The organism is Negativicoccus succinicivorans (assembly GCF_018372215.1).
GTDB lineage: Bacteria > Bacillota > Negativicutes > Veillonellales > Negativicoccaceae > Negativicoccus.
Genome location: NZ_JAHAJN010000008.1, coordinates 23,084 through 35,268, shown reverse-complemented (window position 1 = coordinate 35,268; position 12,185 = coordinate 23,084). Strand labels below are relative to the sequence as shown.

The window sequence follows — 12,185 nt, the reverse complement described above, 5'->3', positions numbered from 1 at the left end:
TAATATAAAATTCCTCTATAGTTTACATTATTTAGTATATTGTAACACATATTTTATATATTTTTTAGCATGTAAAGATGATGAATAACGTTTTTTTCTTTGCTCGAGCGTTTATTTTTTCGCGCCGAAATCATGGCCTGACCGTTCCCGAAAAAATTGCAAGCATGCTATACTGTTTTAATAGGAGAATTAAACTCAAAGTCTCATACGTATCTGTCTACAATTACCGAATGGGTTCGCCTGCGGATGTATTTCTGCGATGACAGGCTCACAACAGCATCCGTTCTTTCCTTTCACTGCGCCGTTTTCTTTGTTGTGTTTCGTATCCGTCGACCGGATGATCCCGGTAGCGACTTCGGCTACCGGGTATTTTTCTGTCCGTTCCCGCGCGGTACGCGAGGCCAGCATTACATTTATATATTTTTTACTTACATATAAACTTTCGGAGGAAAGTATGACACTGGCTGACTTACGCCCGGGCGATATCGCTATCGTCACGGGACTTGCGCAAACGAGCTTGAAGCGTCGTTTGCAGGATTTGGGGCTGATCGAGGGCACGCGCGTCACCTGCATCGGCATCAGCCCGCTCGGCGACCCCAAAGCATTTGCGGTGCGTGGCACCGTCATCGCGATTCGCGCGACCGACAGCCGCCACATCTCGGTGAGGAGTTGTTGAGATGACTCCCGCCATCGCCCTCGCCGGCAATCCGAATGTCGGCAAAAGCACCGTTTTCAATGCCTTGACCGGATTACATCAACACACCGGAAATTGGCCCGGTAAAACGGTGGAGACGGCGCACGGCTACTACGAAGATGCCGACGGCCGACTGGAGCTGGTCGATCTGCCCGGCTGCTATTCCCTTTTGGCGCATTCTGAAGAAGAGGAAGTCGCCCGCGATTACATCTGTTTTGAACAACCGGCCTGCGTGATCGCCGTGTGTGACGCGACCGCGTTGGAACGCAATTTAAATCTTGTGTTGCAAATTATGGAGACCACACCGCAGGTGGTCGTCTGCGTGAATTTACTGGACGAAGCGGCGAAAAAAGAAATTTCTGTCGACTTGGCGCAACTGGCCCGTCGTCTGGGCGTTCCCGTTATCGGTACGGCGGCCCGCTCCAAGAAGGGGCTCGATGATTTGATCGCCACGGTCAAACAGCGTCATGTCGCTTGCCGGCAACCGCAAAAGCACGTTTACCCTGAAGCGATGGAAGCGGCGATCGCCAAATTGGAACCCGAACTCGTTCCGTACGTCGGCCACAAAGTGAGCCCGCGCTGGCTCGCCATACGTCTTTTGGAGCGCGCCGCCGGCATGTCGCAGGCGATGGAACGATACCTCGGCATCAATTTATATAAAATTCCCGCCATCGCGCAGGCGCTCACCGCGGCGCAACGGGATTTGGTGCTGGCCGGGTTCCCGCAAGAGGAACTGCGGGACGCGATCAGCGAAAGTTTCATTCGCCGCGCGGAAGCCATCAGTCGAGAGGTCGTTACCTTTCATAATCCGCATTACGCGCAACGGGATCGCAAACTCGACCGGTACTTTACCGGTCCGTATACCGGATTTGCCATTATGTTTCTTTTGCTTTTAGGCGTCTTTTGGCTGACGATTACCGGTTCCAACTATCCTTCCGAAATTCTAGCGCGGATTCTTTTCGCCGGTCAGGATTGGTTAGTCGATCGCGCCGTCGCTCTGGGGATATCCGAGGCGATCTACGGTCCGCTTTTATTCGGCGTGTATCGCGTCATGGCCTGGGTCGTTTCGGTCATGTTGCCACCGATGGCGATCTTTTTCCCGCTTTTCACCTTACTCGAAGACCTCGGTTATTTGCCGCGTGTCGCGTATAACTTGGACCGTTGTTTTCAATACTGTAAAGCCTGCGGCAAACAGGCTCTCACGATGTGCATGGGCTTCGGTTGCAACGCGGCGGGCGTGACCGGCTGTCGGATCATTGATTCGCCGCGCGAGCAGCTGATTGCCATCATCACGAACAATTTCGTGCCCTGTAATGGCCGCTTTCCGACGATAATCGCGATGATTTCCATGTTTTGGATTGGGACTTCAGGCGGAATTTTAGATTCTCTGGGAGCCGCCTTTTGGCTCGCTATGGTCATTGTCGTCGGTGTCATCGCCACGCTGGTAGCTTCCAAGCTGCTTTCCATGACCGCGCTGAAAGGAATTCCCTCCTCGTTTACGCTCGAACTGCCGCCGTTTCGCCAACCGCAGATAGGCACCGTCATCGTGCGTTCGCTGTTGGACCGAACGCTCTTTGTACTGTGGCGCGCCGTCAGCGTCGCCGCGCCCGCCGGACTCGTGATTTGGTGCTTGGCCAATCTGCAATATCATGGCATCAGCTTAGTCCGACACATGGTGAACGCGTTAGAGCCGCTGGGCTACCTCATGGGGCTGGACGGCACGATTTTGACCGCGTTTATTTTAGGCCTACCGGCGAACGAAATCATTTTTCCCTGCATGATTATGATTTATCTCGCCGAAGGCGCTTTGCTCGATATCGATAATCTCTCCACCTTGAAAACGCTTTTGCTCGACCACGGTTGGACCTGGCTCACCGCCCTGTGCGTGATTTTATTTTCACTCATGCATTGGCCCTGCGGCACGACCCTGCTCACGATTCAAAATGAAACGAAAAGCTGGCGTTGGACAATGCTTGCCGCATTACTTCCTACCGTTATGGGCATCCTCACCTGCATAACTGTCGCCGCTATCGTTCGAAGCGTAGGCGGCGCATAAAAAAAGACCTCTTCGGAGGTCTTTTTTATGTCATTCAGCAGCTCACGGGAAGAACGGCCAAACGATAGGAATCACAATCATCGAAACGATGAAGCCGACAATACAGAGCGGAATACCGACTTTCAGGTAATCGTTGAAATTGTATTGGCCCGGTCCGAGAACCAGGGTGTTCGGCGGTGTCGCAACCGGCGTCGCAAAGGCGGCGGAAGCGGCGATCGTGATCGCGACCAAGACTGCTTTCGGATCCGCATGCAAGGATTGCGCCATCGAAATGCCGAGCTGTGCCAAGAGCGCCGCCGTCGCCGTGTTGTTCATAAACTGCGTCATAACGTTGCTCAAGAGGTACATAATCGCCGCGATAACGAGCGGGTTCGGGCTGTCCCCGAGCCAGCCGACAACGGTATCGGCAATCAATTTACCGGCGCCCGATTTATCCAACGCAGTCGCGATCGGCATCATGCCGGCGAAGAGGAAAATCGTTACCCAGTCAATCGAGGCATACGCCTGTTTTTCTGTCATACATCCGGTCAAGACGGCCACCAGCGCGCCGATTACGGCCGCGGTCGTAAGCGATACACCGAGCTGTTTGGAGAAAACCATCGTCAGTACAACACCGATCAAAATCAAGAGCGAAACGATCTGTTTCGTTTTGCTGTGGTTGACAGTCGACGGATCAACTTCCTGTTCCACTTCGACTTCCGCATCCAGATCATGCGACGGCAGCAAGCGTTCACCGACCGTCAGCATGAACGCGATGGTAACGAGCGAAAGCGGAATACCCATCCAGGCAAATTCGAAGAAGCCGAATGTCGGCAAACCCGCGTTGGCCAATGCACCGGTAACGATAATATTCGGCGGCGTACCGACCATAGTGAGCGTACCGCCGACGTTCGCGGCAATCGCCATCGGCATCAGGAAGCGCGAACCTTTCAGTTTCGCCGCCGCGCAGATGCCGGTAACTACCGGGATCAAGGATGCGGCCGTACCGGTGTTGGACAGTACCGCACTCATGATAATCGTAACGAGCATAACGCCGCCCATCAGGCGCGTTTCACCCGTGCCCGCCAGGCGGACAACACTTTCGCCGATTTTTTGCGCCATACCGGTATGGAACAAAGCCGCACCGATAATGAACATGCCGGCGAACAGAACAACCGTCGAGTTCGAAAGACCCGAGAATATTTGTTTTTCAGAAATAACGCCCAACAAACCCAGCGCGATCGATCCCCCCATGGAAGTAATCGCAAGCGGAATCAGTTCGGTAATGAACAGCAATGCGACGACGCCCAGGACGCAAAGAGTAATAATAGCAGGACTCAAATCAACACCTTCTTCCTATAACAACTGTAACATTTGAAAAATAGGTAAGTGGTTCGGGCAAGAAAGTAAGTGGAAAAAAAGTTTATTGCATGGCTTGCAACATGGCAAGCATCGTGCCGGCCGCAACTGCCGTGCCGATAACACCGGCTACGTTCGGTCCCATCGCGTGCATCAGAAGGAAGTTCGACGAATTGGCTTTCGCGCCGACCACCTACGATACGCGCGCCGCCATCGGTACGGCTGATACGCCCGCCGAGCCGACCAGCGGGTTGGTCTTGCCGCCGTCCAGCTTCGTCATCAATTGACCGAAGAGTACGCCGGCCGCCATGCCACCGATGAAAGCGACCAATCCGAGACTGATAATTTACAGCGTCTGCAGATTCAAGAAGCTTTCCGCCGACATCGTGATACCGGTACCGAGCGCGATGAAAATCGTAACCGTATTCATCAACGCGTTCTGCGCCGTATCCGACAGACGATGCGTAACGCCTGACTCGTTGATCAGGTTACCGAACATCAGCATACCGAGCAATGCCGTGATCGAGGGCAAAATCAAAGAAATCAGGATCGTCGCGGCGATGGGGAATACCACCTTTTCAAAATGCGTCACATGACGCAGCTGACCCATGACGATTTGACGTTGCTTTTTCGTGGTGAACATTTTCATAATCGGCGGCTGGATCAAAGGAACCAGAGACATGTACGAATACGCCGCTACCGCGATCGCGCCCAAGAGTTCCAGTGCGAGTTTGGAAGCGAGGTAAATCGATGTCGGGCCGTCCGCTCCGCCGATAATACCGATGGCCGCCGCCTGCGGTGCCGTAAAGCCCAGGAACATGGCGCCCCCGAGCGCGACAAACACGCCGATTTGTGCGGCCGCTCCTAAAAGAAGCGTTTTGGGATTCGCGAGCAGCGGACCGAAGTCCGTCATCGCGCCAACCCCCATGAAAATAAGTGGCGGAAAAATTTCATAATGAATGCCCGCGCTGATAAGTGCAAAAACTCCTTCTTCAAAACCGTTTTTCGGTAAGTTCGCCAAAATACAACCGAAAGCGATCGGCCCTAAGAGTAAAGGTTCATACTCTTTGACAAACGCCATATACAGCAATAAAATGCCGACAAAAATCCAGGCCATGACCCAGGGAAAAAGCAATCATACCGCTGTCATGCCATACTGATGTGATTGCTACTATGAAGTCTGTTGCAAAACTTCCCAATTGACCTCTCTCCTTTCTTCTAAAGGGCGGAAAGCTCCGCCCGCTGCCAATGTCCGATCGCTGTTTGCTCCGATGGACAAATCCTTTGCCATGGCTGAAAACGGGGTGCCGCATGACGAGGTAGCGACTCGTCGCACAATTGACACTTCGTCATCGAAGTAAGGAGATACTTGGTCAATTTCGTTTCTCTCAGTTTTACGGTCAGGATGCGTTGCCGGCTTTTTCGCAGAAAGCCTGCTCGCAAGCGATCATAAGTCCGCTCTTCCTACGCACGTCGGATAAGTAAGAAAGACCAATCTAAAAAGTGGACAGAAGGTCATACCCTACTTACTTTCTCAATATTACATGCCTTTTAATCTTTTGTCAACATTAATGCAATTCATAAATTCGTGTAAATCATTCTTAAAAAGTGTCATCAATGGCCTATTTACAAACTTTTATATGCCATTATGGAGATTGATATTCCAAATGTTTTATGGTGTTATTACTCATATATATTATCAATATAGCAAATAGTAATTATATTTATGTATATATAATATACATACATAAATATAGATGTTTTGCATCCGTCGCTATTATCATTTTTAACGCGTCGTCTTTTTCCTGCTCCATAAAAGTCATGGAAATACCTTTTGTAACGCATCTTTCCCAACGATGCGTGAAAAACAGCCCCGCAGATTCGTCCGCGCGCTTTCCGTAAGCGGGACTTGCTCATGTCTCTTGCCGTTTGGCTTTTGCGCTTCTTCGCGCCCTCGAATCACTCGATCCGTAAATCGTCACCATCGTCTTCCCGTACCACAGACAGCCGCATCGCGATGACGTCAAGGATAATGAATCCTCGGATATTTGCGATCCATTCCCGTGTCGGGCAGCGAAAAGTACCGCGACCACATGCATCCGTGTTCATCCTCCCCCGGTCACCAAGCACATCGGATCCTTCATTGCCTCCATGCCGGCGCTCTTTTATATCCGCAAAATTTTTCGTTTATCTGTCGAACCCAAAAAGTTCCTCGCATGGAACCGGAACATACGCATTCGTCTTTTATGGAATGCCTTCCCCTGTGCGTTTCCTTCCATACACCTCATTGCGTGATCTTTCATTCGCCGCGCCCATCATTTTCTAGCCGCGACGGCGTTTACTTTATATTTGCCGCTTACTTCGCCCCCTCACTCTTGACCGTATCCCGCTTGCAATGCAGCGGCGAATTTTCTAACGGATCGCGCATGTTTTCAACAAGAGCCTTCCACGCCTAGATATGACCTTTCTCCGCATTGAAATAATATCGTTCCAAGACAACAGTTACCAGTTATTTTCTTCGCGTTTATTTCGCAAAAAAACGCCTCAAATCACGGCAAAAGATCAAATCATGACGTCTTTCCATAAAACATTCAAAAGACGCTTATTTTATAAGAATTACAGGTACACCATTGTTTTGTCGTATGTGGATATAAAACGCGTAATTTGACCGTTTTTTGCGCATTTGAGTTCACTTGCGCTTGACAATCTCGGCTTCTTTTTACCAAAACGCATCTTCTTTATTTTTTCCTTTTCGGCGTCTTCTTTATTTTTATTTGTCGTTTACTTTTCTACGACTGTTTTTGGGCAATAAAAAAGACCGGAAGTTTCCGGTCTTTTTTTGGCTAGTTCAATAACGGTGTAGTAAAAATAAATACGGATGCCAGTCCGATGACAATACACATCGCTAAAAATACACCGATTCCTTCCAATGTGCGCGGATAACCGAAGTGAAATTTTTCCCCCAGCGGACCGCGGCGCAAAAAGAAAGAGAAGCGGGTGCGCTTTTTGAACCAGCGCGCCTTACGCTCTTCCCCGATCCATTCGGCTGCGATGCCGACCACGACCATCGCCGCCAGCATGCATAAAAACAAACGATAGAGGAATTGCGTCGGGCTCATTTGTTCCAAAATTTCCATACGAACCTCAATCAAAAGGTAAAGTAAAGGCCTCGCAAGCGAGGCCTTTTCATACATACGCTACATTCCTGTTATTTGCCCGGGAAGAACGGCCAAACAACCGGAATTACGATCATCATAACGACGAAGCCTACGATACAAAGCGGAATACCAACCTTGAGGTAATCGTTGAAATTGTATTGGCCAGGGCCAAGTACCAACGTGTTCGGAGGCGTTGCAACCGGTGTCGCAAATGCGGCGGAAGCCGCGATCGCGATCGCGATTAAGACTGCCTTCGGGTCCGCATGTAAGGATTGCGCCATCGAAATGCCCAACGGTGCCAACAGAGCCGCCGTCGCCGTGTTGTTCATGAACTGCGTCAGGACGTTGCTCAAAAGGTACATCGCCGCGCAGACAATCAACGGGTTCGGGCTGTCGCCCAACCAGCCAACAACCGTATCCGCAATCAATTTGCCGGCGCCCGATTGATCCAATGCGGTCGCGATCGGCATCATGCCTGCGAACAAGAAAATCGTTACCCAGTCAATCGAAGCATACGCTTGTTTTTCTGTCATACAACCACTCAGTACGCAGATGAGAGCGCCGATAACGGCAGCGGTTGTAAGCGATACGTGCAAGGTTTTCGAGAAGATCATGACGATAACTACGCCGATTAAAATCAAGAGCGAAATCATCTGTTTCGTCTTGTTGCCCGATACTTCGGCAACTTCCTGTTCTACTTCCTCGGAAGTATCAATATCATGGCTCGGCAGTAAGCGTTTACCGATCGTCAACGTAAATACAAGCGTCGCGATACAAAGCGGAATACCGGCAAATGCGAATTCGAAGAAACCGAAAGTTGGCAAATGCGCATTGGACAATGCGCCGGTAACGATGATGTTCGGCGGAGTACCGACCATGGTCAGCGTACCGCCGGCGTTGGCGGCAATCGCCATCGGCATCATGAAACGCGAACCTTTCAGATGAGCTGCCGCGCAGATACCGGTAACAACCGGGATCAGGGATGCGGCGGTACCGGTGTTGGACAGTACCGAGCTCATGATGATCGTAATCGCCATAACGCCAAACATCAAGCCGGTTTCACTTTTGCCGGCCATACATACAACGCTTTCACCGATTTTTTGCGCCATGCCGGTATGGAACAAAGCCGCACCGATGACGAACATGCCGGCGAACAAAACAACTGTCGAGTCGGAGAGACCGGAGAAAATCATTTCTTCCGGGATAACCCCCAACAAACCCAGCGCAATCGCGCCGCCCATCGAAGCAATCGCCAAAGGGATAATTTCAGTAATAAAGCAAATGGCGACCACTGCAAGTACCGATAATGTGATTACTGCGGGGCTCATAAGAGTACACCTTCTTTTCGTAATAACTAGCAAATAGTCATTGGGCAAAGGTACAAAAGAAGGGCTCGAGGTAAGGGGATATGTTGCGGATGCTAATTAATGAGTGGCTGTCGCACTCAACATGGCAAGCATGGTACCGGCCGCTACCGCCGTACCGATTACGCCGGCAACGTTCGGACCCATGGCGTGCATCAGAAGGAAGTTAGCCGGGTTCGCTTTCGAACCGACAACCTGCGATACGCGAGCTGCCATCGGAACGGCGGAAACGCCTGCCGAACCGATCAACGGGTTCGTCTTGCCGTCGACCAGCAACATGAGCTTACCGAAGATAACGCCGCCTGCTGTACCGGCGATGAAAGCAACGAGACCCAAACCGATGATTTCCAAGGTTTGAACGTTCAGGAAGCTTTCCGCCGACATGGTACAACCGGTACCCAATGCCAGGAAGATCGTGACGGTGTTCATCATCGCGTTCTGTGCCGTATCGGACAGACGGTGCGTAACACCGGATTCATTGATCAAGTTACCGAACATCAGCATACCTAAAAGTGCGGTAATGGACGGAAGTAATAGGCTGATGAAGATCGTAGCCGCGATCGGGAACACCACTTTTTCAAAGTGCGATACAACACGCAGCTGTTCCATGACAATTTGACGATCTTTTTTCGTCGTGAACAATTTCATGATCGGAGGCTGGATCAACGGAACTAAGGACATGTACGAATACGCCGCTACTGCGATCGCGCCCAAGAGTTCCGGAGCCAATTTCGAAGCCAAGTAAATCGAAGTCGGGCCGTCAGCGCCGCCGATAATACCGATCGAAGCTGCCTGCGGAGCGGTAAAGCCCAAGAACATCGCGCCCCCCAAGGCAACGAATACACCGATCTGTGCCGCCGCGCCGAGCAAAAGGGTTTTCGGGTTCGCAATCAGCGGACCGAAGTCCGTCATCGCGCCGACCCCCATAAAGATCAACGGCGGGAAAATTTCAAACTGAATGCCCGCATGAATGAGGGCAAAAACGCCTTCTTCAAAGCCATTTTTCGGCAAGTTGGCAAGGATACAACCGAATGCGATCGGTCCGAGCAACAACGGCTCAAATTCCTTGGCAAATGCCAGATAGAGCAACAGTATGCCGACAAAGATCATGATCGCGTTACCGATGGAAAAGACGATCAAGCCGCTGTCATGCCATACTGAAGTCACCGCTACTATGAAATCAGTCATTCTGTATCTCCTCTTCTATGTTTTCTGGTAAGTTGAGGTTTTAGCCCAACGCGATCAAATCGTCGCCCGCTTGTACGGTAGCATTGGCTGCGACCATAATGCTTGTTACCGTAGCGTCATGCGGAGCATAGATTTCGTTAGCCATCTTCATCGCTTCCAAGACACAGAGGAGATCGCCGGCTTTAACAGCCTGACCTTCTTTTACCTCGACGGAAAGGATTTTACCCGGCATCGGAGCTTTTACCGTTTCCGCGCCGGCCGGAGCCGCTTTCGCTGCCGGAGCCGGAGCTGCCGCCGGAGCCGCTTTCGGAGCTGCGCCTGCGCCGAGTTCGTTGACTTCTACATCGTATTCTTGACCATTAACGGTTACAGAAAATTTTCTCATTGTACATCCTCCTACTAAAAAGTAATTCTCCAAAACAAGGTATTGCTTAGTAATTGTCTACTCCAGACAGACGCGCCGCTGCCGTCCAACCGGTATTTTTGGCCGGTCGAATGGACGCAATTTGCGTGCTCGAGTAGCCCATTGCTACTATTGCTGCGGTAATAGCCGCAACCACTTCATCATTGCCGGACGCAGTCGACGTCGCTGCCGGAGCCGCAGCTGCTGCCGCGGCAGGCGCCGCTTTCGCTACCGGTTTAGGAGACGACTTTTTTTCCCCGGTCGGATCCACAAGTCGAATGATCGTCATGAGTCCCCAAAGCATAATCAACACAGCGAATACAATGAACATGTTGATCAGCATAAATACCCAAGGATTCAGTTCACTTCCCATTCACACCCATCCTTTCTCTTTAGATTTTCCTATGTCTCGTTATGCCGCTAAGGGATTATAACGGAATATTGGCGTGTTTCTTCGCAGGACGGGCTTCGCGTTTGCTGGCGAGCATGGCCAACGCGTTGATAACGTACGGACGCGTTTGTTTCGGTTCGATAACTGCGTCAACAAAGCCGCGTTCAGCTGCTTTGTACGGAGTGGCGAACTCTTCCACATACTCTGCCGTCTTCTGTTCTTTGTCCAGATCTTTCCGGAAGATGATGTTGGCAGCGCCTGCCGGTCCCATAACCGCAATTTCTGAAGTCGGCCAAGCGAATACCTGGTCCGCGCCCAAGTCCTGGGAGCACATCGCGAGGTACGATCCGCCGTAAGCTTTACGGGTAATTACCGTTACTTTCGGCACGGTCGCTTCCGAGTACGCAAACAGCATTTTCGCACCGTGGCGAATGATGCCGCCGTATTCCTGCTGTACGCCCGGCAAGAAGCCCGGTACGTCAACCAAGTTTACGAGCGGAATGTTGAAAGCGTCGCAGAAACGGATGAAACGGCTGGATTTGTCGGATGCATTGATGTCCAGGCAACCGGCCATAAATTTCGGCTGGTTGGCAATGATGCCGACGGTTTGTCCGTCAAAGCGGGCAAAGCAAGTAATGATGTTTTTCGCGTAGTGAGCGAGTACATCATAGTATTCACCGTTGTCGACAATGCTCTTGATAACATCGTACATATCATACGCTGTGTTGGAGTTGTCCGGCAACAAGGTGTTGAGGCTTTCGTCCATACGCATCGGGTCATCACCCGTGTCAACAATCGGAGCTTCTTCCATGTTATTGCTCGGCAGGAAGCCCAAGAGATAGCGGATCTGATTCAAGCAGTCTTCGTCGTCTTTCGCGATGAAGTGCGATACGCCCGAAATGCTGTTGTGGGTCATAGCGCCGCCCAGTTTTTCCGCCGTTACGTCTTCACCGGTGACCGATTTAACAACGGCCGGACCCGTGATGAACATTTGGCTGGTGCCGTCGACCATGTAGATGAAGTCCGTCAATGCAGGCGAGTAAACCGCGCCGCCGGCCGACGGTCCCATGATGGCCGAAATCTGCGGAACGACACCGGATGCAATCGTATTTTCAAAGAAAATACGGCCGTAACCGGACAATGCATCAACCGCTTCCTGAATACGAGCGCCGCCCGAATCATTCAGGCCAACACACGGTGCGCCCATTTTGAGCGAAAGCTGCAGGACACGGACGATTTTGCTGGCGTGCATTTCGCCGAGCGAGCCGCCTTCTACCGTGAAGTCTTGCGCAAATGCGTAAACGAGTTTGCCGTTAACGGTACCATAACCGGTAACAACACCTTCGCCCGGAAGATCTTTTTTATCCTGTCCGAAGTTTACGCAACGATGTTTTACCAAAGCGCCGATTTCGACGAAGGAACCTTCGTCAAAAAGGATTTCCAAACGTTCACGCGCAGTCATTTTTCCTTTTGCGTGCTGTTTGTCGATACGGCTTTGGCCACCGCCCATGCGGACGTGTTCCAAATTTTTATGAAGTAATTCAACTTTTTGCTGGTTTACCGACATTCTTACACCTCCGAATAATGGTAGGG

10 protein-coding genes and 1 pseudogene are annotated in these 12,185 nt (G+C 51.2%); 2 read left to right on the top strand and 9 right to left on the bottom strand.

Annotated features, from left to right (window positions below; all coding sequences use genetic code 11):
• Nucleotides 1-454 precede the first annotated feature (454 nt).
• A complete protein-coding gene (locus tag KIB08_RS05305; RefSeq protein ID WP_303990500.1) occupies nt 455-676 on the top strand; it encodes a FeoA family protein in 222 nt (73 codons plus the stop codon).
• Nucleotide 677: 1 nt separating this feature from the next.
• Nucleotides 678-2,750 (top strand): ferrous iron transport protein B, encoded by a 2,073-nt coding sequence (feoB, locus tag KIB08_RS05300; protein WP_303990496.1) that lies wholly within the window; start codon nt 678-680, stop codon nt 2,748-2,750.
• Nucleotides 2,751-2,792: 42 nt separating this feature from the next.
• On the opposite strand, the gene KIB08_RS05295 is transcribed toward feoB, so the two are convergent.
• From KIB08_RS05295 to mmdA, 9 genes and pseudogenes are all read right to left on the bottom strand, one after another.
• Nucleotides 2,793-4,070, bottom strand: coding sequence for an SLC13 family permease (locus KIB08_RS05295; protein ID WP_303990493.1), 1,278 nt, complete (start codon nt 4,068-4,070; stop codon nt 2,793-2,795).
• Between the two features lie 82 nt (nt 4,071-4,152).
• Nucleotides 4,153-5,227: pseudogene (locus KIB08_RS05290) on the bottom strand (sodium ion-translocating decarboxylase subunit beta).
• Between the two features lie 820 nt (nt 5,228-6,047).
• A complete protein-coding gene (locus KIB08_RS05285; RefSeq protein ID WP_303990491.1) occupies nt 6,048-6,197 on the bottom strand; it encodes a hypothetical protein in 150 nt (49 codons plus the stop codon).
• A 734-nt stretch (nt 6,198-6,931) separates the two neighbouring features.
• The gene (locus KIB08_RS05280) at nt 6,932-7,225 is read right to left on the bottom strand and encodes a hypothetical protein (RefSeq protein ID WP_235020593.1); all 294 of its coding nucleotides are present in this window, start codon (nt 7,223-7,225) and stop codon (nt 6,932-6,934) included.
• A 71-nt stretch (nt 7,226-7,296) separates the two neighbouring features.
• Nucleotides 7,297-8,574: an SLC13 family permease gene (locus KIB08_RS05275; RefSeq protein WP_303990489.1), complete on the bottom strand. Its 1,278-nt coding sequence runs from the start codon at nt 8,572-8,574 to the stop codon at nt 7,297-7,299.
• A 96-nt stretch (nt 8,575-8,670) separates the two neighbouring features.
• A complete protein-coding gene (locus KIB08_RS05270; protein WP_303990486.1) occupies nt 8,671-9,798 on the bottom strand; it encodes a sodium ion-translocating decarboxylase subunit beta in 1,128 nt (375 codons plus the stop codon).
• A 40-nt stretch (nt 9,799-9,838) separates the two neighbouring features.
• Nucleotides 9,839-10,183, bottom strand: coding sequence for a biotin/lipoyl-containing protein (locus KIB08_RS05265; protein ID WP_303990483.1), 345 nt, complete (start codon nt 10,181-10,183; stop codon nt 9,839-9,841).
• Nucleotides 10,184-10,229: 46 nt separating this feature from the next.
• Nucleotides 10,230-10,574: an OadG family protein gene (locus KIB08_RS05260; RefSeq protein WP_303990480.1), complete on the bottom strand. Its 345-nt coding sequence runs from the start codon at nt 10,572-10,574 to the stop codon at nt 10,230-10,232.
• A 55-nt stretch (nt 10,575-10,629) separates the two neighbouring features.
• A complete protein-coding gene (gene mmdA / locus KIB08_RS05255; protein ID WP_303990478.1) occupies nt 10,630-12,159 on the bottom strand; it encodes a methylmalonyl-CoA decarboxylase subunit alpha in 1,530 nt (509 codons plus the stop codon).
• Between the last annotated feature and the right edge of the window lie 26 nt (nt 12,160-12,185).